Source organism: Paenalcaligenes sp. DL 309 (genome assembly GCF_057475285.1).
This window is the reverse complement of sequence record NZ_JBYBKW010000002.1, coordinates 366,919-388,914: the sequence shown is the minus strand read 5'-3', so window position 1 is coordinate 388,914 and position 21,996 is coordinate 366,919. Positions and strand designations below refer to the sequence as shown.

The following is a 21,996-nucleotide window of genomic DNA, read 5'->3' as shown; positions in this document are numbered from 1 at the left end:
ATTTAACAAACTAAACTTTTACAGGATGTGACAGTGGCACATAATAATTTTCTATTTACTTCTGAATCCGTTTCTGAAGGTCATCCAGATAAGATCGCGGATCAAATTTCTGATGCTATTTTAGACGCTATTTTTGAGCAAGATCCCAATGCTCGCGTTGCAGCAGAAACTATGTGTAATACCGGCCTAGTGGTTTTGGCGGGTGAAATTACCACCACTGCAAACATAAACTATATTGATGTAGCGCGTAATACCATTCAGCAAATTGGCTACGACAATGCAGATTATGGCTTGGACTATAAAAGTTGTGCAGTATTAGTGGCTTACGATAAACAATCACCAGACATTGCTCAAGGGGTAGATCGTGATCCCGAAGAGCTTATTAATCAAGGGGCCGGTGATCAAGGCCTGATGTTTGGTTTTGCTTGCGACGAAACGCCTGATTTAATGCCAGCTCCTATTTGGTATTCGCATCGTTTGATGCAGCGCCAAAGTGAGCTACGTAAAGATGGCCGTCTGCCTTGGTTGCGCCCTGATGCCAAAGCGCAGGTAACATTCCGCTATATAGACGGTCAGCCGGCTGCGGTAGATACGGTAGTATTATCTACTCAGCATGATCCCGATATCAGTCAAGACGATATCAAAGAAGCGGTGATTGAAGAAATTATCAAACCCACCTTTGCAGAAGGTTTACTCACTGCTGACACGCGTTACTTAGTTAACCCTACCGGTAAGTTCGTTATAGGTGGACCTCAGGGTGATTGCGGTTTAACAGGCCGTAAAATTATCGTAGATACTTACGGCGGCGCCTGCCCGCATGGCGGTGGAGCTTTTTCAGGTAAAGATCCTTCTAAAGTAGATCGTTCTGCGGCGTATGCGGCACGTTATGTGGCTAAAAACATTGTGGCAGCAGGTTTAGCGCGTCAGTGTGAGGTGCAGGTGAGTTATGCCATAGGGGTTGCTGAGCCTATTAACATCACCGTTTATACTAATGGTACCGGTATTATTTCAGACGATGATATTGCGTTATTAGTGCGTGAGCATTTTGATTTACGCCCGCGTGGAATTGTGCAAATGCTGGATTTATTGCGCCCTGTTTATCTTAAAACAGCGGCTTATGGCCATTTTGGCCGTAGTGAGCCGGAGTTTACGTGGGAAGCCACCGATAAAGCGGCGGCTTTAAGAGCGGCTGTTTAATAAGATATAATCGATTTTTAAAAAACATTAATTCTAAGGAGCGTTGCGACTTAAGGCACAGACCTTAAGCCAGGCTTAGATTTAATACAGTTACAAACGACGCTCACCTTTATTCTGTGCATCAGAGTGGGTGAGCGTTTTTTTTATGCCTACGCTTTGCTGCAAGATTTATGGAGCTTTTTATATCTATGTCTACGTTTAATGATTACAAAATTGCTGATATTGCTTTAGCAGAATATGGCCGCCGAGAAATCGCCATTGCTGAAACAGAAATGCCAGGTCTCATGGCTACGCGCGAAGAGTATGCAGCCTCACAACCATTAAAGGGTGCTCGTATTGCGGGTAGCTTGCACATGACCATTCAAACGGCGGTGCTGATTGAAACCTTAACAGCCTTAGGGGCTGAAGTGCGCTGGGCCTCTTGTAATATTTACTCTACCCAAGACCACGCTGCCGCGGCCATGGCTGCTAACAACATCCCGGTATTTGCTATTAAAGGTGAAAGCTTAGAGGATTACTGGGAGTACTGCCATGAGATCTTTAACTGGCCGGGTGAGCAAGCCAATATGATTTTAGATGATGGTGGCGATGCCACTATGTTGTTGCATTTGGGTGCCAAAGCGGAAAAAGATCTTTCTGTGTTGGATAAGCCGGGTTCTGAAGAAGAAACCGTGATGTTTGCCAGTATTCGTGCTCAGCTACAAAAAGATGCCACGTGGTACTCCACACGCCTTGCACAAATCAAAGGCGTAACCGAAGAAACTACTACTGGTGTGATGCGCTTATATCAAATGTCTAAAAAAGACGAATTAGCCTTTGCCGCTATTAACGTCAATGATTCCGTAACTAAATCCAAGTTCGATAACCTGTACGGTTGTCGCGAATCCTTAGTGGATGGCATCAAGCGTGCGACCGATGTGATGATTGCCGGTAAAATTGCTGTGGTATGTGGTTTTGGTGATGTGGGTAAAGGCAGTGCCCAAGCGCTACAAGCTTTACGTGCTCAAGTTTGGGTCACCGAAATCGATCCTATTTGTGCCTTACAAGCGTCTATGGAAGGCTATAAAGTCGTGACCATGGAAGAAGCCGCTGATAAAGCTGATATTTTCGTCACAGCCACGGGTAATTACAATGTAATCGATCGATCACATATGGAGCGCATGAAAGACCAAGCTATTGTGTGTAATATTGGTCACTTTGATAATGAAATTGATGTAGCGTCTTTATCTGATTTAGAGTGGGAAGAAATTAAGCCACAAGTCGATCACGTGATATTCCCTGATGGCAAGCGCATTATTCTTTTGGCTCAAGGCCGTTTAGTAAACCTAGGTTGTGCCACTGGTCACCCGTCTTTTGTGATGTCAGCGTCTTTTACTAACCAAACCATTGCGCAGATCGAGTTATTTAATCACGGTGAGCGTTATGAAAGTGGTAAGGTTTATGTGTTACCTAAACATTTAGATGAAAAGGTAGCTCGTCTGCATTTGTCTAAATTAGGTGTGAACTTAACCGAGTTGACTGCAGAGCAGGCGGCTTACATAAATGTACCGGTAGAAGGTCCTTTCAAAGTGGATCATTACCGTTATTAATAATTAATGACGCAATAAAAAAGGAGCGTTGCTATGACCTTACTATTAGTTTGGATTTTAAATGCAGTAGCACTGTTAGTAGTGGCCTATGTATTGCCTGGTATTACGGTAGCCAGTTTTGGTTCGGCCTTAATCGCCGCCATTATATTAGGCTTATTAAATATGCTGTTAAAGCCACTGTTAATTGTGCTGACCTTACCTTTAACGATAGTAACGTTGGGGTTATTCCTCTTGGTTATCAACGCTCTGGTATTTTGGTTTGCGGGTTCAATGCTCAAAGGCTTTGAGGTTCATGGTTTTTGGTGGGCCTTTGCGGGAGCATTAGTCTACAGTATTGTGGCCACACTTTTGTCAGGTCTAATCCCTGGAGCAACCAATTAATACAAATATAATTACAACTACAATAGAAAGACTATGAGTGAAAAAAAAGTGTTTAGCGCTGAGTTCTTCCCGCCACGTGATGTCGCTGGTCAAGAAAGGCTGGTGCGCTCCGCTAAGTCGTTAATGGCTTTGGATTTGGGTTATGTGAGCGTTACTTTTGGTGCCGGTGGCTCCACGCGTTCGGGTACTACCGAAGCAGTTGCTATCTTACAAAATCTAGGCTTTGACGTAGCCCCTCATTTATCTTGTATTGGTGCTACGAAGGCTGATATTGCGGAAGTGCTTGATGATTATCAAGCTAAAGGTATTACCCGCATAGTGGCCCTACGGGGTGATTTACCCTCCGGTATGGGGGGGGATATGGGTGAGTTACGTTATGCCAGTGATTTAGTGAAGTTTATACGCGAACACAGCGGTGATGCTTTCCATCTTGAAGTGGCCGCTTACCCGGAAATGCATCCCCAAGCCACCTCTTTTCAAGAGGATATTGATCATTTTGTTTACAAAGTGAATCAAGGCGCAAATGCGGCTATTACGCAGTATTTTTTTAATGCAGATGCCTATTTCAACTTTGCGGAACGCGTACAAAAAGCAGGCGTTACAGTGCCCATAGTGCCAGGAATTATGCCCATCACAAATTCCACACAGTTATTGCGCTTTTCTAATATGTGTGGCGCAGAAGTGCCGCGTTGGATTCGATTACGCCTAGCCGATTTTGGTGATGATCGCGCTTCTATTCGAGATTTTGGTTTAGACGTGATTAGTAAACTATCACAAGATCTACTTGATGGTGGTGCGCCCAGCTTACACTTTTACACCTTAAACGGGGCAGAAACCACCATGAAAATCGTTAACAATCTTTCTATTTAGCGCTTTGCTATTTTAGATCGTGGGGGCGGGCACAGCCCAGCCCTTATCGGTAAGTACTGAATGCAGAGGCTGATCATGCTCAGCAGGTGTATAATTATAAGTAGATAAATCGCCCACAGCCCAGCCTAAGCCAATCGTTACCACTTCATGATTTTTTTCTTTAAGTTGTGCTAAAGTGCGGTCATAGTAACCCTTGCCATAGCCAATACGGTCTCCGGTGCGGGTAAAACCTAAAGTGGGTATGAGCATAATGTCTGGATCAGGAGCAATCGTATCCGTATCAGGCTCTTGTACACCAAAGGCGGCGGCTTTCATGGGAGTGTTTGTTTCCCACGGTTTAAATACTAAAGGGCTGTTTTCTGCAACCACACAAGGTAGGCTGATATTTAATCCTTCTTCCTCCACCCACTGCCATAACAATGGGGCTAAGTCTGGCTCATACTTTAAAGCGCTGTAGGCAGCTATATTTAACGGTTTATTGTGACCTAATTCTTTTAAGCGGCTGCGATACGCATTTAACCAAGTAAATAGTCTGCCACGCATTAATAAAGCGCTGCGTTGCATTTGTTTATAGTCTTGTTGGGCGCGTACACGAATCAGTGTTTGGCGCAAGTCGTTATAATCTTGTGACATAGGCGTATAGGTATTTATATAAAGGGCTCAACGATGTTGTTACAGTTACGGTATCAGAAAAACACCATTATAGGCACTACTTTACTGAGTGGCATGATGCTGTTTAGTCATGTAGGCGCAGAAACTTCAACAGCACCTGTGCCAGCTAAGGCACGAGAAGCGGTGGTAGAGGCACGTGCAGCCATGCAAGCCAAAAATTGGCGGCGTGTGCAAGAGCTCATTGCCCCAGCTAAAGCCGATCCGGTATTAGGAGCTTATCCGGCCTACTGGCATTTGCGTCAGCAGCTACACGACACCACAAAACCTGTGCCCTCCGATCAGCTTTGGCAGTTCTTACGTGAATACGATGATGAGTACCTAGCGCAGCGTCTCAAAGGGGACTGGGCTATTGCTGCAGCACGGGGAGGTGATTATAAACTTATCAATCAACTTAATCCGGTTGATCTAGGCAATTCTCAAGTGCGTTGTGCCAGCGCTTATGGTATGCACATGACACAACAGCCTTTGGACACTGAGCGCTTATTGCATCAATTTAGGCCGGGAGCTAGTTGCTGGACGTTATTAGACCAATTGTGGGCTGATGAAGCGGTGAGTTATGAAGGAGTGCGTGATTTAATGCGCTCTTATTTAGAGCAAGGGCAGTTAAATAATGCGCGCCGGGTGGCGGCCATTATTTTTGATGCTAAGCAAATGCAAGCGTATACCCAGTTAATGGAGTCACCGCGCACATGGCTCAGTAAAAATCCTAACCTAAATAGCCCCACAGATATAGAGCTAGTTACACTCGCCTTATCCCGCCTAGCTCGCCAAAATGACAGAGCCAATCAAGCACAATACATAGAGCAAAATTGGAAAAATAAACTACCTGCAGATCAAATTAATTGGGTGTGGGGACAGTTTGGTTTGATTCCAGCTTTACGTGTGGAGAATGATGCCGCACGTTGGTATAGGCAGTCAGGTACTACTCCAAAAACGGATTACAACCATGCCTGGGAAGTGCGTGCCGAGTTGCGTCAGTACCCCATTAATTGGCAGATGGTTGAGCAGGCCATTAATAAAATGTCACCGCGTCAGGCTGCAGAGCCGGTTTGGGTGTATTGGAAAGGTCGAGCCCTAGATGCCTTAGGTCACAAAGCGCAAGCGCAAGCGGCTTTCGAATCCATTACCAGTGATTTAAACTTCTACGGTCAGTTGGCTAATGAGGAATTAGGACGTATCATTCCTATTCCGCCAAACCCTCTAGCGGTAGCAGAAGCAGAAATGCAAGACGTGCAAAATCGGCCGGATTTATTAAGAGCTTTGGAATTATTTAAGCTAGGCTGGCGCCCAGAAGCCACCCCGGAGTGGGGTTATGCCTTACGCGGTATGAGTGATCGTCAATTACGGGCGGCAGCCGAGTTGGCCCGCAATCACCACGTGTATGACAGGGTGGTAAATACGTCTTTATTAACTAAAGATGAGGTGGATTTTAGCCAGCGTTTTGTGGCACCGTTTGAGGGTGGTGTGACGGAAAAAGCGCGTTTAATTGGTTTAGATCCGGCTTGGGTTTATGGGTTAATTCGTCAAGAATCCCGTTTTATGACGGATGCCCGTTCTGGAGTAGGCGCTTCAGGCTTAATGCAGCTGATGCCCGCCACCGCCAAATGGACCGCCAATAAAATCGGTATGAAAGACTTCAAGCCCTCTATGGTGAATGACTTTGAGGTCAATACCGTATTAGGTACCAACTATTTAAATATGGTGCTCAATCAGTTGAATGGTTCTGAGGTATTGGCTTCTGCTGGTTATAATGCTGGCCCTAAACGCCCCTTGAATTGGCGTTCACGTTTACAAGGGCCAGTAGAGGGCGCGGTGTTTGCTGAAACCATTCCTTTCACTGAAACCCGTCTGTACGTTAAAAATGTACTGTCTAATGCCACCTATTACTCCATGGTATTTAGTGGTCAGCCACAGTCTTTAAAACAACGTTTAGGTACCATTTCTCCTACTATAAACTCAGGAACAGCCCTGCCTTGATAACCCTCAGTCCCGCTCAACAGCAGCGCTTAAGCGCGTTATTGCCTACACCCCCCGATCCATTGCTTAACGGTTTGGATTGCTACGTGGTGGGGGGCGCGGTACGTGATGCGCTCTTAGAGCTGCCGGCAGGTGATCGCGACTGGGTGGTAGTAGGAGCCACGCCTGAGCAGATGTCAGCGCGTGGTTTTATCCCGGTGGGCGGTGATTTTCCGGTGTTCCTACACCCTAAAACGAAGGAAGAGTTTGCCTTGGCACGTACAGAGCGTAAATCTGGACGAGGTTATCAGGGCTTTACTTTTTACACAGGCACAGACGTCACCTTAGCTGATGACTTGGCACGGCGTGATCTCACCATCAATGCCATGGCCATAGATGCTAGGGGGCAGTTGCATGACCCGTTAAATGGTTATGAGGATTTACAAGCGCGCACCTTGCAGCATATCAATGGTGCTTTTGTAGAAGATCCAGTACGGTTGCTGCGTTTAGCGCGTTTTGCGGCACGTTTTTATGATTTCAGTATCGCGCCTAATACCATGCAGCTAGCCCAGCAGCTAGTGCATAATGGCGAGGTGGATGCCTTAGTGTCAGAGCGCGTGTGGCAAGAGCTGCAGAAAGGGCTAAACACTCAACACCCGATGCGTATGATCACAGTGATGGCTGAAAGCGGAGCCTTAGAACGCGTAATACCGTCGCTACTAATTAATGATGCCGTTACACAAGCCGTGCAGTGTGGGGTAGAGCGAGGCTTGAAGACTGAGCAGCTTTTTGCCTTATTGTGCTATCAAAGTCCTGAACCCGCCGAAATCGCTGATCATTTACGTGCACCCACATCTTATAAGGATTTAGCCCGTTTATTGCCGCAGTTTGTGGCGCAAAGTGCACAAGCTCAAAGTATCGAAGCCATCGCTGAGCTACTACAACGCTGCGATGTGTTACGCCGTCCCGAACGCTTCACATTATTATTAGCAGCAGCAGATTGTATTGTTGCTATGAACTATGACTGGTCGGCTTATGCTGTTGCCTTCGCTTCAGTAGACGCTGGTGCCATCGCCAAAGCCTGCGCTGCCAAAGGGGAAGCGAAGCAAATCCCTGATGCCGTGTGGGCTGCACGGGTTGCTGCTATTTCTTCGTATACGAAAACGCCACAATGCAGCTCACTACCACCACACCCCCAATCATCTGTATGAAGTTGAGCTGTTGCCCCAGTATTAGACACCCTAAAGCTAAAGAAGCAATGGGTTCAATGTTCATAGCTGGAGCATTTTGACCTAAATTTAAGCGGGGTGCCAGCATAAAAAGTGTGATGAAACCGGTAGCGTACAAGCTGCTCAGTAAGAGCAACATAGCCCAACCCAAACCATCTACTGGCAAAGCCAAGCCCCCAGGGATAACCCCAAAGGTGCCCGCCACCGATGACAGGATTAACACAGTGAGCATGGTGTAAAAACTACGCGCGCTGCCTTTGATGGTTTTTAATTTATGCTCTGTTACCCAAAGGCCAATGGCAAAAGCGAAGGCTGCTAAAAGAGCAAAGCTAATTCCAATTATCCACTGCTGCAAATTATCTACGTCGGTTTCTAATAAGCTAGGTATATCCAAAGCCAGTAATAAACCAATTAAAATAACTCCCATTAAAATGGCCGTTTTACGCGTGGGAGGCTTACCACCAAAAGCCCAAGTAATCATAGCCAGCTGGGCCGGAAAGGTGTTTACCACTAATAAGGCAATACCTACCGGTATGCGTGACACCGCTGAGTAAATGCTGATGCTTTGAATGGCAATCATTAAACCCAAGGCCAGCTGCCAAGGGCCAAGGCGCCAGCTAATAAGTAGGCTCTGTCTAGACCACAGAGCAATAATAGCCAGCAGAGTCAAACTAAGGGCTGATCTAAAGACCACCGCCGTTAGTAAACCGGTGCCATGATCAAAGGAAATGCGCGCAGCAATATGAGCACTAGCAAAGGTGCAGCCCACCCCTAGCAGCAATAAAATAGCAATATGTCTAGCAAAAGATTGGCTAGGAATTGAATAACTCATAAAAACCTACAGAAAATCGCGTCTGTCGCGCATCATAAAACCAATTAAAGGTGGGGAAATCTCTTTACCTATGGCCAGCACTTTAAACAATTCACCCATTTCAGCTTCTGAAAGGAGCTTTTGTACAGCCGATACTTGTTGGCTCCAGCTTTGTACATGCTCGGGGTTTTGCATATCTAATAGCGTGTGTAACTGCTCTAGGTGCTGCGTTATACCGCAATTCATTAAAAAGTGGGCTTGAGAAATATAGCCTAGCACATCAAGCCCACCTTCTAAGGCGGCATCGGCCATCGCCGTAAAATCCACATGGGCTGTAATATCTTGTAGGCCGGCTAAAATTAACGATTCGTCATGCGCAAAGTGCCTAAAGTGGCACATTAAAGTACCCGTACTGCGCTGTTCATGATAGAACTCACGCGCCGGAAAACCATAATCAATTAAAAAAGCCGCTCCTTGTTTTAACCAAACGCCCATTTCACGTATCCACGCTTCGGCGCGCAGATTGATTTCTGATCTATAGCCTGAAATGGTGGGTAGACGTTGGTTAGCGATGTCTAATAGCGCTCCCGTGGCAGGTCTAGCTGTTAATACAAAAGGTGAAGGCCCTTGATGGTTTGGCGTACTGTTTAGGCTAACGCCCAGCTCTAAAATTTCGCTGGCCTGATGGCGTTGCACCAGATGCACAGGCATGGCATCTAAGACTTCATTGGCAATCACGCAACCAACGAAATCCGTAGGCAATTCATCTAACCATTGCACCTGATCAGCAAAGCGTGCCAGACGTTGCTGTTGTCTGGCACGCAAGGATGGGGAGAGCTCTAAAATAAAATAATTGATATTTGTTAAGCCAAGATCCGCCAAAGCAATAAGTAAAGACTCCGCCAAAGCACCTGAGCCTGCACCAAATTCCAACACAGTGGGGCGGCCTGCAGAGCTGACTTCACACTGTTGTAATACCTGTTGTATTTGTGTAGCTAAGCTTTGCCCAAACAAAGGTGACAGTTCTGGTGCGGTCGTAAAATCCCCTTCAACATGAAATTTTGTACTGCCTCCACTGTAATAGCCTACCTCAGGGGCATATAAAGCAGCCTGCATCCATTGCTCATAAGGTAAAAAACCGTGGTTATCATGGATTAGCTGGGTGAGGTAAGCGTGATTACTGTCTAAAACAGGTAGTAATTCACTTTCTAAAGCGGGTAAGCCGTTTGGGTATAGTGGGGAGTGTAAAAGGGGAGTAGACAAGGAATTTGACATGATTAAATCAATTAACCTGAGTTGCGTAAACCAGCAGCTATACCATTAATTGTTATGTGTATAGCAGATTGATTAGAACTTTGGTCTGAGTTTTGCTCTTGGCGATGACGACGCAGTAGCTCGACTTGTAAATAGTTTAGCGGATCAATATAAGCAAAGCGTTCATTAAGAGCGGCGCTAAGCTCAGGCTGCTGATCTAATAAATCGTAGCCTGTGATTTGACGGAAAAGCGCTAAAGTTAATTCAAATTCGGTTTTGATGCGGTTGAAAATCCTATCGGCTATGTTTTGATCACTTAATAGGCGTGAATATTGATAACCAATATCTAAGTCGGTTTTGGCTAAGACTTGCTCCATATTAGAGAGAAGTGTGCGGAAAAAAGGCCAGTCTGTTGCCATTTCTTGTAGTAATGCTAAACGTTGTTCTGCATTCATTGATTGACTTGCCATGCCTTGATCTAAATAAGCCTGAATCGCACTGCCTACACCATACCAACCCGGTATGGGAAGTCTACATTGTGCCCAAGAGAAACTCCACGGAATAGCTCGTAAATCTTCAATGCGCTGATTGGGCTTACGCGAGGCCGGTCTAGAACCAATATTTAAACCGGCAATTTCTAGTATGGGGGTAGCGCTAAAGAAATAATCACTAAAGCCTTCGGTGTTATAGATTAAATCGCGGTAGGCGTCTTGAGCTTGAGTAGATAAAAACTGCATCACTTCACCGTAGCGCTCTATATTTATGCTTTCACGCTGAGTTTCTGGGTTAGCACCCGTGGCTTGTAAAGTGGCTGAGACAAACATGTCTAAATGCCAACGTCCTATCTCAGGTTCTTTGTAGCGACTTTGTATCATCTCCCCTTGCTCTGTTAGACGAATTTGACCATTTACGCTGTCTTGAGGTTGCGCCAAAATCGCATCAAAACTAGAGCCACCGCCTCGGCCAACAGAACCACCTCGACCATGAAATAGACGCAAGCGCGTATTGCGTTCAGTAAATACCTGTACTAATTCACGTTCAGCTTGATATAAAGACCAGTTGGAACAGAGATAGCCACCGTCTTTATTGCTATCTGAGTAGCCCAACATCACTTCTTGTACACCGTGTTGAGCATGTTTAACACGAGCACGTACTTCTGGTAGATCCAGCCATTGCGCCATGATGTCTGGGCCGCATTGCAAATCAGGAATGGTTTCAAATAGGGGCACTACCATGAGTCCTGAGGCTAAACCATCGTGCATACCCGGCGTAATTAAGCCACTTTCTTGTTGTAATACTAGAACCTCTAAGAGATCGCTCAGGCTTTCTGTGTGTGACACAATGTACTGTTCTATGGCTCGAGTCCCATAACGTTTTCTACATTGAGCCGCCATACGTAAAATCGCCAGTTCTTTTTCCGTTTCAGGTGAGTAGTTCAACCAAGGAGAAGCGAGGGGGCGAGTTTCAGCTAATTCTGCGCGCAGTACGGTAATACGATCACTTTCAGAAAGCTGGCTGTATTGCACTGGACGACCACTGATCGTGACGTTGGCCGCTTGCAGCAGTTCATTGAGTACCCGTTCATGCACATCAGAGCTTTGGCGCAAGTCTACCGTGGCTAGATGAAAACCAAATACATTCACCGCTTGAGTTAATTGACTCAGACGTAAATTGACAATGGCTTGGTTATTGTCTTGGTTTAAAGCATCTACTACACATTGCAGATCCGCTAAAAAATCGGCGGCTGTCTCATAGGCAGGGGCTAAATAAGTAGTATGCGTGGCTAGGTTTTTGTTTGTTAACTGTTTTGCTGTAGCCGCTATGCGCGCATAAATATGAATAAAAACTCGTCTGTAGTGTTCATCAACGCGATGTTCGGAGTGATCTTCGCTGCGAGCAGATAAAGCCAGTAGTTCGGGAGTTAAGCGGCTAAAAGACTCTGCTAAAGAGAGTTCAGTACCTAAAGCTTTGATTTCATCTAAGTAATAGCTCATCAACACACTGGATTGGCGTTGTAAGGCTTTTTCTAATGTTTGTGCATCTACATTTGGGTTACCATCACGATCTCCACCTATCCAACTGCCCATACGTAAAAAATCAGGTAAGACCGCAGGTGTTTGCGCTCCGTGCTCAATCAATAAATCGTTTAAATCCGTATACAGTTGAGGAATAACGTCTAGAAACGTGTGTTTGTAATAAGCCAGCGCATTATCAATCTCGTCTTCCACGGTCAGCGTGTGTTGACGTAATAAGCGAGTTTGCCAAAGCGTACTGATAAGACCTTCTAAGCGCAGAGTTAATTGTTTTTGTTGTTGCGCTGATAGGTGGCTAGCTTGCACTTTTGCTAAGGTTTCAGCAATAGACTGATGTAAAGCTAGGGTGCTTTGACGTTGTACTTCTGTTGGGTGCGCGGTTAGCACAGGCATAATACAAGCGTGTGTTATTAAACCCACAATATCGTTAGGTGCATAGGTTTTTAATAAGAACTTAAGGGTGTACTCTAGAGACTCAGGTTCTATATCATGATCTGGCTGCGCCCATTTTTGACTGAGTGTATGATCTTCAGCAATATTTGATAAATGTAAGAAATAAGTAAAAGCACGGGCAACAGCGCGCGCTTGCTGATCTGAAAGCCTCGGGATTTGTTGCTCTAGCTCGTCGAGTTGGCTGCGCTCCTGTTCACGTCTAAAGCGTACTGCAGCACGTCTGAGCTGTTCAATCATTTGAAATACATCTTCACCTTCCTGTCTGAGCACTACATCGCCCAATTGTTTGCCTAACATACGGATATCTTGGCGCAGTGGCGGCAGGTTTGTGGAAGAGCTGTTGGCTTGCATGAAAATATCTCCGTAATTATTACTTATAATGGTCTATTATGATATACACTTTTGACTGCTTTTTTGCTAGAGATTATTAAAAATGCCTAACTATCGTTCCCGTACTTCAACTCATGGTCGCAATATGGCAGGAGCACGCGCCTTATGGCGTGCTACCGGCATGAAAGATGGCGATTTCGAAAAACCCATTATTGCGGTGGTTAATTCTTTTACCCAGTTTGTGCCCGGTCATGTGCATTTAAAAGACATGGGGCAGCTAGTAGCACGCCAAATTGAAGCGGCGGGTGGGGTGGCCAAAGAGTTTAATACCATTGCGGTAGATGATGGCATTGCCATGGGACATGACGGCATGCTTTATTCCTTGCCTTCCCGTGAGCTGATTGCGGATTCCGTTGAGTACATGGTAAACGCGCACTGTGCTGATGCCATGGTGTGTATTTCCAACTGCGATAAAATCACTCCCGGCATGTTGATGGCCGCTTTGCGTATTAATATTCCTGTGGTGTTTGTTTCAGGTGGCCCCATGGAAGCGGGTAAGGTGATGGCCATAGACGGTAAAACCGTAACCCGTAAGCTGGATTTGGTAGATGCCATGGTGGGTGCTGCAGACAGTGCCCTTACAGATGAAGAAGTGGCTGAGATAGAGCGCAGCGCGTGCCCTACCTGTGGTTCCTGTTCAGGTATGTTTACCGCTAACTCCATGAACTGTTTAACTGAAGCTTTAGGCTTGGCCTTACCCGGCAATGGCACCTTAGTGGCCACACATGCACGCCGTCGTGGGTTATTTGAAAATGCGGGCAATATCATTGTTGAACTTTGTAAACGTTATTACGAGCAAAACGATGATTCGGTTTTACCACGCAGTATTGCCACGCACGCCGCTTTTGAAAACGTGATGGCATTAGATGTGGCCATGGGGGGGTCTACTAATACGGTTTTACACCTTTTGGCCGCGGCGAATGAAGCGGAGGTAGACTTCACAATGGCTGACATTGATCGTATCTCACGTCATGTACCCTGTTTGTGTAAAGTGGCGCCAGCCACAGAAGACTACCACATGGAAGATGTACACCGTGCCGGTGGCATCATGGCAATATTAGGTGAATTAGGCCGTGCTGGTCTTTTGAACTTAGATGTGGGTAATATTCACAGTGGTACGTTGGGTGAGGCTATTAATCGCTGGGATGTGAAAGGGGAAAATGCCAAAGCGGTAGCCACTTTTTATAAAAGTGCTCCCGGCGGTGTGCCCACGCAAACCGCTTTTAGCCAAGATCGCTATTACGAAGACTTAGATATTGATCGTGAAAATGGCTGTATACGTAGTAAAGAGCATGCTTATTCGCTTGATGGGGGCTTAGCGGTATTGTATGGAAATGTGGCTGAAAAAGGCTGTATTGTAAAAACAGCAGGCGTAGATGACAGCATACTCACCTTTACCGGTAAAGCTCGCATCTTTGAAAGCCAAGAATCTTCTGTAGCAGGTATTTTAGATGGTACCGTAAAGCGCGGCGATGTAGTTATTATCCGCTATGAAGGCCCTAAAGGTGGCCCGGGTATGCAAGAAATGCTCTATCCCACTTCCTACTTAAAATCCATGGGTTTAGGCGAACATGCTGCCTTATTAACCGATGGTAGATTTTCAGGAGGCTCTTCCGGCCTAGTGATTGGTCATGCTTCCCCTGAAGCGGCAGAAGGCGGTAATATTGCCTTAGTCGAAGAGGGTGATACTATTGAAATTGATATTCCAAACCGTCGTATTCATTTAGCTATTTCAGATGAAGAGTTACAGGCTAGACGTGAGGCCATGAATGCTCGTGGTAAAGATGCCTGGCAGCCTACTGAAAAACGCGAGCGTGCGGTCTCTCAAGCATTACGAGCTTATGCCGCTTTAGCTACATCAGCAGACCGTGGTGCCGTGCGGGATGTTAGCCAAGTGATGCCTAAGTAGTCACTCTTTGTTATTTGTTTTAATTATGTAGATTGCCATGCTGAGTCCAGAACAGAAACAGAGTCAACAACAAATCATTGCTGAGTTAGGCGTGCAGCCCATCATTCAAGCGGTGCCTGAGTTAAAGCGCCGTACGAATTTTATTAAGCAATATTTACGTCAAAGTAAGGCGCAAAGCTTAGTCATTGGTATTAGTGGTGGTATAGATTCGTTGCTAGTGGGCTATATGGCTCAGCGGGCGGTAGAGCAGTTACGAGCTGAGGACTATGAGGCGCAATTTATCGCCTTGCGCTTACCCTATGGTGTGCAAAGTGATGCAGCAGATGCCGATGCTGCCATTCACCATATCCAGCCAGATCGCACTTTAAGCATTAATATTCAACCCGCTACCGATGCGATGTTGCATTCCTTACGGCAGGCTGGTCAGAGTTTTAACTCAGCCGCTCAGCAAGATTTTGTGATGGGCAATGCCAAAGCCAGACAGCGTATGTTGGTGTGTTATGCGGTAGCCGCCGCGGAGTTTGGTTTGGTGTTAGGTAGTGACCATGCCGCCGAAGTGCTGATGGGTTACTTCACTAAATACGGTGATGGCGCTGCTGACTTAATGCCCTTAGCTGGACTCACTAAAAGTCAAGTGCGTGAATTGGCCGTACAGTGTGATATTCCTAGCTATTTAATTGAAAAGGTTCCCACTGCTGATTTGGAGTCTTTAACGCCTTTGTTGCCCGATGAATCCGCTTTTGGCCTTAGTTATACTGAAATTGACGCCTTTTTAACTGGGCAAGATGTCTCTACAGAAGCTTTTGACATCATTTTACGCCACTACCATAATGGCGAGCATAAACGTAAGCTTCCCGCTTCACCACTTACCGTGTCTTTTTAACTTACGGCCATTTATGCAGCCTGTATTACCCCCATTTTTAATCGCCCGCTGGTTACTTTTACTTGTAATCTTAGCGGGTCTGTTTTTTTTAAAAGATTTTATTGTCCCTGTTTTAGGGGCTTTTATTATTGGATTGGCCAGTTGGCCTTTATATAAAAAGCTACTGAATTACTTAAGAGGCCGCAGTTTAATTGCTGCCACTATTGCTATTGTAATTGTGATTGGGGTTATTATTTTACCCCTATCATTTGCTTTGTCTTTTGTTATTAAAGAGGCCAGTACTTTTGTTATTTGGCTCTTGGCGGCTAACCGTGATGGAATGCCGGTCCCTGATTGGATCCCTGCGCTGCCTGGGGTGGGGCCACGTATAGCGGAGTATTGGCAGGTGTATTTGGCTGAACCTCATGCGTTAGGCGCCATGATTGAGGTCGTGAGTGGCGAGCATATTGGTAATATTTATCGCATGATTCTCACCGCTACGGGTGATGCTTTTCATTTATTATTATCCCTCTTATTTATGGTGATTACGCTGTTTTTTATTTATAAAGACGGCAGTGTGATTTTGTCACAGCTAGATATAGTGGGTGAGCGTATTTTACCTACACGCTGGCAGCGATTCTCTCGTGTAGTACCTGCCACCATCAACTCTACCGTAACCGGTATGGGACTAATTGCCTTGGGCGAAGGCGTGGTATTAGGTATTGCTTATTGGATAGCGGGTGTACCTTCACCTGCTTTGTTAGGAGCTGTTACGGGCTTTATGGCTTTGATCCCCGGTGGAGCACCTTTATCTTTTACTTTGGTGTCTTTGTATTTGTTTGGCTCGGGGAATACAGTAGCGGCTATTGCTTTGTTTTTATGGGGCTCTATAGAGCTTTTTATTGTAGATAAAACCTTGCGCCCACGTTTGGTGGGAGGGCCAGTTAAACTTCCTTTTTTACCGACTTTTTTTGGTCTAGTAGGGGGCGTAAAAACCATGGGTATAGTGGGTTTATTTATAGGCCCAGTGTTGATGGCATTGCTCGTGGCCATTTGGCGTGAATGGGTGTATAGCGGGCAGATTACCTCTACTCGTTAATTATTATGAAAATATTCAATAGATAGGAGAACAAAATGGGTGATACCGCTACGCGTTATGGTTTTATTTCACGATTTTTTCATTGGGTGATGGCCTTAGGTTTTGCCTGGATGCTGTTTACCGCTATTAGTCGCTTTATTGATAAAGACTCGGCCTTAACCAAGGCGATTTTTTATTATCACACTCAAGTGGGCTTCACCATTTTATGGATGGCAGTGTTACGTATTTTATGGGGTATTGCTCAAAGCAAAAATCGCCCAAAAAATGATGCGCTGGTCAAAGCCGGTCATGGGCTTATGTATTTGTTGATGTTGGTGGTGCCCGCGTTGGCCTTAGGGCGTTATTTTGGTGCTGATCGTGATTTTAGTTATTTTGGTTTAACCATACTGGAAAAAACAGGTGTTGAAACAGAATGGTTAGTGGATTTAGGCAATGCTCTGCACGGTAATTTAGGCTGGTTCTTCTTTTTCATCATTTTTGGCCATATTGCTATGGCGATCAAGCATAAATTAGCGGGGCCAGAGCACGATGTGCTGCCCCGCATGTTGTAAACCTAAAATAAACTTTCAGGCTTAAGCCGTATTAATTATTACGGCCTTTGCCTTCTCCCTTACGGCCGCCGCGGCGCTCATCTTGATCGCAGTCGCGGCGTTTTTCGTGTACGGTGATGCTGCCATCAGTGGGATTAATCATTAGGCGGGTTTTACGATTATCTTCATTAAATACAGTCGCTCTGTAGCCCCGAGTAGTGTGTTTGATGCTTTGAATATCGTTGTCTTTGTAGCCTGCTTTTTCTACAGCTTCATACGCCTGCTTGATGTTTGTAATAGTATCAGCTGCAAAGGCGGGAGTGCTTAAAAATGCGCCCGTTGTGGCTAAGGCGGCCAAAGTAGAAATTAGTAGTTTTTTAGACATAAGTCATACTCCATTTGTTGATTTATTGGGTTGTTTGTTAAGTGATGAATCTATTGTGCACTATGTCAGATGAACACAATATGAAGCCTGCGTTCATCTGCCGTTCATGTTGATGTTTTTATTATGGTTTTATGATGACGCGTAAATCTTGGTTTTCTTTTTTTGCTGCTGTGTGGCTGTCTTTGCTCTTAGGCAGTGTATCTACTGTGCAAGCCTCTTCGGGCTTATCTCATTCACAAATACGCGAAGCGCATCAAGCGGGGGAAATCAAATCTTTGCGTTGGGTGTTAGCGCAAATCAAACAGGATTACCCTGGCCATGTTTTAGATGCTGAACTGGCTAAAAGAAAAAGTAAAAACAAAAAATATAATCCTCGTTATATTTATAAAATTAAACTACTTGCCGATGATGGGCATATTATGAAGCTTTATGTGGATGCGAATACGGCAGAAGTGTTACGCGTGAAAAGTCGCGATAAAAAACGCCGACATCACAAAGGAAATAAATAGGTCTTATGCGTATTTTAATTGTGGAAGACGAGCCAAATTTACTGCAGCAAATTACCGAAACCTTAAATGCGCAGGGTTATGTAACTGATACGGCCATCGATGGCGCAGAAGCGCATTATATGGCTTCGGTAGAAAGTTATGATGCGGTCATCCTCGATTTAGGTCTACCGCAAATAGACGGTTTAACTGTCCTAAAACGTTGGCGAGCTGAAGGCTTAGGCATGCCGGTATTAATTCTAACCGCACGTGATAGCTGGCATGAAAAAGTCAGTGGCATGGATGCGGGTGCAGATGATTACGTCACCAAGCCTTTTCATACTCAAGAGTTATTAGCACGGGTGCGAGCCTTATTGCGTAGGGCTGCAGGTCATGCCAGCTCCACTTTGCAATGTGGCGATTTGCTATTAGATACACGTCAGGCCCAGTTCACCTTTGCTGATCAGACGCTTAGCTTAACTGGGCACGAATACAAGGTGTTAGCTTATTTGATGCATAACATGGAACAAGTGGTGTCGCGTACTGAGCTTATAGAGCATATTTATGCTCAAGATCAAGATCGCGATTCCAATACCATTGATGTGTTTATAGGCCGTTTGCGTAAAAAAATGCCAGCCGATTACATACAAACTGTACGTGGCTTAGGTTATAAGCTCATAGCGCCATGTCCTTAACACGGCGCTTATTATTAGGAGCTTTAGTTTGGGTGCTGTGCAGCATAGCAGCAGCAGGTTTTTTATTAATCCAGCTGTTTAAACAACACGTAGAAGAGCAATTGCATAAAGAGCTCAATATGCATATGCAACAGCTTATAGCACAGGCTGATATAGATTTAGAAAACCCAACTCAAAGTCAGCCGCTGCAAATTGCTCAGCCTCTTAGTGATCCTCGTTTTGAACGGCCCTTAGGCGGCATGTATTGGCAAATTACTCCAATAAACACAGATGTTTTCGCTGTGCTGTATTCCCGTTCTTTATGGGATGAAAAGCTAAGTCCTCCACAAGTAGAAGGGAATTACTGGGGCCGTTATACCGACCCCGAGTTAGGTGAGGTTTATATTTTAGGGAAAACGGTGACGTTTTTTGAAGAGGTGGTGCACCCTACCTATCAATTTTGGATAGCAGCTCAAGAAGAGTTGATAGCAGCACCTTTACAGCGATTTGGCTGGATGCTGATCCTAACACTTGCGGTCTTGGGTGCCGTGTTAGTGTTAGGTGTTTGGTGGCAGTTACGTTTAGGATTGCGGCCTTTACGACAGTTGCGTACGCGCTTAGTAGCCGTACATGAAGGTCATAGTGCAGCTATAGAAGGGCAGTACCCTCAGGAAATTCAACCCTTAGTCTCTGAGTTCAACCGCGTATTACACAGTAATGCACAGGTAGTGGAGCGAGCTCGTACACAGGCAGGAAATCTAGCTCACGCCGTCAAGACGCCCTTAGCCGTTTTAGCTAATGCCGCTAAAAAAGAAAATTCGGCGTTAGCCACCTTAGTATCCGAACAAGTAGAGGCCACACAGAAGCAGGTAGATTATCAGCTCTCCAGAGCACGAGTGGCGGCTGCAGTAAAAACCGTAGGAGTGCGCACTGCAGTAATACCTGCAGTACAAAGTCTCAGTAAGCTCTTACAACGAGCCTATGAACATAAGCCAGTACAAGTGCAAATTAGTGCGGATAGCCCAGAGCTATACTTCAAAGGCGAAGCTCAAGACTTGCATGAAATTTTAGGAAATGTATTGGATAACGCCTTTAAATGGTGTGATGCAACCATTTCAGTAGCGGTGCAGCGCCAAACAAAGGCGGGTAAATCTTCATTACAGCTCATCATAGAAGATGATGGCCCCGGTTTAGAGGCTGAACAATGTGTAGCGGTGTTTAAGCGGGGTGTACGAGCTGATGAGCTTATGGTAGGTAGCGGCTTAGGTCTGGCTATAGTGGCAGATCTAGTGCAGCTGTATGGGGGGGAAGTGAAAGCCACGCGTGCCCAACTGGGGGGCATGCGCGTGGATATAGTACTGCCTTAAGCGTTGGCTGCCGCTCTGGCTTTTTCCCGTAAAACAAAACGTTGTATCTTACCGGTTTCAGTACGGGGTAGGCTATCTACAAACTCTACTGCGCGTGGGTACTTGTAAGGAGCGGCATTTTGCTTAACGAAGTCTTGGAGTTCTTTGATTAAGCCTTCACTGGGATTGTAACCGTCTTTAAGCATAATAAAGGCTTTAAGTATATTACCTCGGGTTTCGTCAGGCATGCCTACTACACCACATTCTGATACCGCCGGGTGCTGTAATAAGCAGTCTTCTACCTCTGGTCCCGCAATGCTATAACCAGCGGAAATAATCATATCGTCATTGCGTGCCTGATAAAATAAATAGCCGTCGTCGTCCATTTTGAAGGTGTCTCCTGGGACGTTCCAGCCATCTTGCACAAATTGTTTTTGACGTTCATCGCTTAAATAACGGCAGCCGGTAGGGCCCCGCACGGCTAGCCGACCTACCGTGCCATTAGGCACAGGCTGCATATTATCATCTACCACTTGAGCCTCAAAACCAGGTACTACTTGGCCAATTGCGCCTGGGCGTACGCTCTCAGGAGGGCTGGAGATATAAACGTGGATCATTTCCGTGCCTCCAATGCCGTCTATCATTTCTATACCTGAGGCTTTTTTCCAAAGTTCACGGGTGGCAGGTGGTAAGGCTTCACCAGCTGAAACGGTAGATCGTAGAGAAGCTAGAGAAAAATCTTTGACTAAAGCCGCCATTTGTCTATAAAAAGTGGGGGCGGTAAAGGTCATGGTAACGTTAAACCTATCTACGTATTCGAGCAGACTTTTAGGATCTAATCTTTCGGCTAAAACCGCACTTGCCCCTACACGTAGGGGGAAGCACAGCAAACCACCTAGACCAAAAGTAAAGGCTAAAGGTGGCGTACCACACACTTTATCTTCAGGACTTAAACGCAATATATGTTTGCTGAACGTGTCGCACATGATGAGTACATCACGATGAAAGTGCATGCAGCCTTTAGGTTCACCTGTGGTACCACTGGTAAAAGCAATTAAACACACATCATCGGCAGCGGTATCGCAAGGGGTAAAGGTGCGGGGTTTAGTTTTGGCTAAACTCTCTAGACTTTGGCTGCTGCTATCGTTAAAAAACAAAGCGTTTTTTAAGGTGGGTGTGTAATGAGGGTGTTGAGAGTCCATGCAGTGATTAAGCTCTTCATCTAAGCGCGCATCACAGATAGCTGCTGCAATTTCAGCTTTATTTATAATAGTTTTAAGCTCTACCGCACGCAATAAAGGCATAGTAGGAACGGTAACTAAACCCACTTTTAAGGCGGCTAGCCAGCTCGCTGCCATCATGAGATTATTGGGGCCACGCAATAAGATACGGTTGCCACTTAGCAAATTCATATCATCTACAAATACATGGGCAATTTGATTACTTAAGGCCTCAAGTTCGTTATAGGTGATTTGCTTTGCCGTGCCGTCTTCTTCTAGCCACTCTAAGGCAATATTATCTCCAAAACCACGTGCGATTTGTAAGCCAAGTAACTCGGTGGCGGCATTTAAACGCGGAGCGTAGGAAAGATCGGGGTTATTGTCTAAAAGCAAAACTGGCCATTGCTCTTTTGGGGGTAAGTTATTGCGAGCAAATTGATCGGTAAGCCCTGTTTTTTCCATGATGTATCTCCACGTGTCTGCATTTACAGTTGTATTTATCGTCTTTATATTTACTTTAGCTATTAATTATAAACAACTAAAGTAAAAGAGCGAAAGCAATTTCATAGGGATAAACCCCATCATTAGGAGTAAATAATACAGAAGTCGCGGTATGATCTTGATCTAAAGTCTTTATTAAAAAAGGGAAAA

19 protein-coding genes and 1 riboswitch are annotated in these 21,996 nt (G+C 45.4%); of the genes, 13 read left to right on the top strand and 6 right to left on the bottom strand.

All coding sequences use genetic code 11. From position 1 onward, the window contains the following. The first annotated feature begins 33 nt into the window (after nucleotides 1-33). From metK to metF, 4 genes are all read left to right on the top strand, one after another. On the top strand, nucleotides 34-1,197 hold the full coding sequence (metK, locus tag AC2UZJ_RS04540) for a methionine adenosyltransferase (protein WP_486948923.1): 1,164 nt from the start codon (nucleotides 34-36) through the stop codon (nucleotides 1,195-1,197). Between the two features lie 29 nt (nucleotides 1,198-1,226). Continuing rightward, a riboswitch (S-adenosyl-L-homocysteine riboswitch) is annotated at nucleotides 1,227-1,309 on the top strand. Nucleotides 1,310-1,385: 76 nt separating this feature from the next. Further along, nucleotides 1,386-2,786 carry an adenosylhomocysteinase gene (gene ahcY / locus AC2UZJ_RS04535; RefSeq protein WP_486948922.1) on the top strand — a complete coding sequence of 467 codons (1,401 nt, stop codon included), beginning with the start codon at nucleotides 1,386-1,388 and terminating at the stop codon, nucleotides 2,784-2,786. 33 nt (nucleotides 2,787-2,819) lie between these two features. Then, the gene (locus AC2UZJ_RS04530) at nucleotides 2,820-3,167 is read left to right on the top strand and encodes a phage holin family protein (RefSeq protein WP_486948921.1); all 348 of its coding nucleotides are present in this window, start codon (nucleotides 2,820-2,822) and stop codon (nucleotides 3,165-3,167) included. A 33-nt stretch (nucleotides 3,168-3,200) separates the two neighbouring features. Then, complete coding sequence (metF, locus tag AC2UZJ_RS04525; protein ID WP_486948920.1) at nucleotides 3,201-4,037, top strand: methylenetetrahydrofolate reductase [NAD(P)H]; 837 nt, start codon at nucleotides 3,201-3,203, stop codon at nucleotides 4,035-4,037. A 12-nt stretch (nucleotides 4,038-4,049) separates the two neighbouring features. On the opposite strand, the gene AC2UZJ_RS04520 is transcribed toward metF, so the two are convergent. After that, entirely contained in the window at nucleotides 4,050-4,670 is a 621-nt protein-coding gene (locus tag AC2UZJ_RS04520; RefSeq protein ID WP_486948919.1) for a 5-formyltetrahydrofolate cyclo-ligase, read from the bottom strand. Nucleotides 4,671-4,703: 33 nt separating this feature from the next. On the opposite strand from AC2UZJ_RS04520, the gene AC2UZJ_RS04515 reads away from it, so the two are divergent. Next, entirely contained in the window at nucleotides 4,704-6,686 is a 1,983-nt protein-coding gene (locus AC2UZJ_RS04515; RefSeq protein WP_486948918.1) for a lytic transglycosylase domain-containing protein, read from the top strand. Next, nucleotides 6,683-7,876: a tRNA nucleotidyltransferase/poly(A) polymerase-related protein gene (locus tag AC2UZJ_RS04510; protein WP_486948917.1), complete on the top strand. Its 1,194-nt coding sequence runs from the start codon at nucleotides 6,683-6,685 to the stop codon at nucleotides 7,874-7,876. Before AC2UZJ_RS04515 ends, AC2UZJ_RS04510 begins: the two co-directional genes overlap by 4 nt. Here the strand turns inward: AC2UZJ_RS04510 and AC2UZJ_RS04505 are convergent. From AC2UZJ_RS04505 to ppc, 3 genes are read right to left on the bottom strand one after another with little or no spacing between them, the layout of a single operon-like run. After that, a complete protein-coding gene (locus AC2UZJ_RS04505) occupies nucleotides 7,809-8,726 on the bottom strand; it encodes a DMT family transporter (RefSeq protein ID WP_486948916.1) in 918 nt (305 codons plus the stop codon). The two genes, AC2UZJ_RS04510 and AC2UZJ_RS04505, sit on opposite strands and share 68 nt — an antisense overlap. A gap of 6 nt (nucleotides 8,727-8,732) precedes the next feature. Then, complete coding sequence (locus AC2UZJ_RS04500) at nucleotides 8,733-9,980, bottom strand: class I SAM-dependent methyltransferase (protein ID WP_486948915.1); 1,248 nt, start codon at nucleotides 9,978-9,980, stop codon at nucleotides 8,733-8,735. An 11-nt stretch (nucleotides 9,981-9,991) separates the two neighbouring features. After that, complete coding sequence (gene ppc / locus AC2UZJ_RS04495; RefSeq protein ID WP_486948914.1) at nucleotides 9,992-12,796, bottom strand: phosphoenolpyruvate carboxylase; 2,805 nt, start codon at nucleotides 12,794-12,796, stop codon at nucleotides 9,992-9,994. An 82-nt stretch (nucleotides 12,797-12,878) separates the two neighbouring features. Here ppc and ilvD point away from each other — a divergent pair, with 82 nt between their 5' ends. The 4 genes from ilvD to AC2UZJ_RS04475 are packed head-to-tail and all read left to right on the top strand — an operon-like array spanning nucleotide 12,879 to nucleotide 17,256. Further along, nucleotides 12,879-14,744, top strand: a complete 1,866-nt coding sequence (gene ilvD, locus AC2UZJ_RS04490) for a dihydroxy-acid dehydratase (RefSeq protein WP_486948913.1) — start codon at nucleotides 12,879-12,881, stop codon at nucleotides 14,742-14,744. A 37-nt stretch (nucleotides 14,745-14,781) separates the two neighbouring features. Next, nucleotides 14,782-15,627 (top strand): ammonia-dependent NAD(+) synthetase, encoded by an 846-nt coding sequence (gene nadE / locus AC2UZJ_RS04485; protein WP_486948912.1) that lies wholly within the window; start codon nucleotides 14,782-14,784, stop codon nucleotides 15,625-15,627. 13 nt (nucleotides 15,628-15,640) lie between these two features. Beyond that, complete coding sequence (locus tag AC2UZJ_RS04480; protein WP_486948911.1) at nucleotides 15,641-16,705, top strand: AI-2E family transporter; 1,065 nt, start codon at nucleotides 15,641-15,643, stop codon at nucleotides 16,703-16,705. A 35-nt stretch (nucleotides 16,706-16,740) separates the two neighbouring features. After that, nucleotides 16,741-17,256, top strand: a complete 516-nt coding sequence (locus tag AC2UZJ_RS04475; RefSeq protein ID WP_486948910.1) for a cytochrome b — start codon at nucleotides 16,741-16,743, stop codon at nucleotides 17,254-17,256. A gap of 31 nt (nucleotides 17,257-17,287) precedes the next feature. On the opposite strand, the gene AC2UZJ_RS04470 is transcribed toward AC2UZJ_RS04475, so the two are convergent. Beyond that, nucleotides 17,288-17,620, bottom strand: coding sequence for a hypothetical protein (locus AC2UZJ_RS04470; protein ID WP_486948909.1), 333 nt, complete (start codon nucleotides 17,618-17,620; stop codon nucleotides 17,288-17,290). A gap of 131 nt (nucleotides 17,621-17,751) precedes the next feature. On the opposite strand from AC2UZJ_RS04470, the gene AC2UZJ_RS04465 reads away from it, so the two are divergent. From AC2UZJ_RS04465 to AC2UZJ_RS04455, 3 genes are read left to right on the top strand one after another with little or no spacing between them, the layout of a single operon-like run. Further along, on the top strand, nucleotides 17,752-18,129 hold the full coding sequence (locus tag AC2UZJ_RS04465; RefSeq protein WP_486948908.1) for a PepSY domain-containing protein: 378 nt from the start codon (nucleotides 17,752-17,754) through the stop codon (nucleotides 18,127-18,129). A gap of 5 nt (nucleotides 18,130-18,134) precedes the next feature. Next, nucleotides 18,135-18,800 carry a response regulator transcription factor gene (locus tag AC2UZJ_RS04460; protein WP_486948907.1) on the top strand — a complete coding sequence of 222 codons (666 nt, stop codon included), beginning with the start codon at nucleotides 18,135-18,137 and terminating at the stop codon, nucleotides 18,798-18,800. Beyond that, nucleotides 18,791-20,146: an ATP-binding protein gene (locus AC2UZJ_RS04455; RefSeq protein ID WP_486948906.1), complete on the top strand. Its 1,356-nt coding sequence runs from the start codon at nucleotides 18,791-18,793 to the stop codon at nucleotides 20,144-20,146. The genes AC2UZJ_RS04460 and AC2UZJ_RS04455 overlap by 10 nt, the downstream gene beginning before the upstream one ends. On the opposite strand, the gene AC2UZJ_RS04450 is transcribed toward AC2UZJ_RS04455, so the two are convergent. Further along, nucleotides 20,143-21,807 (bottom strand): AMP-binding protein, encoded by a 1,665-nt coding sequence (locus AC2UZJ_RS04450; protein ID WP_486948905.1) that lies wholly within the window; start codon nucleotides 21,805-21,807, stop codon nucleotides 20,143-20,145. The two genes, AC2UZJ_RS04455 and AC2UZJ_RS04450, sit on opposite strands and share 4 nt — an antisense overlap. Between the last annotated feature and the right edge of the window lie 189 nt (nucleotides 21,808-21,996).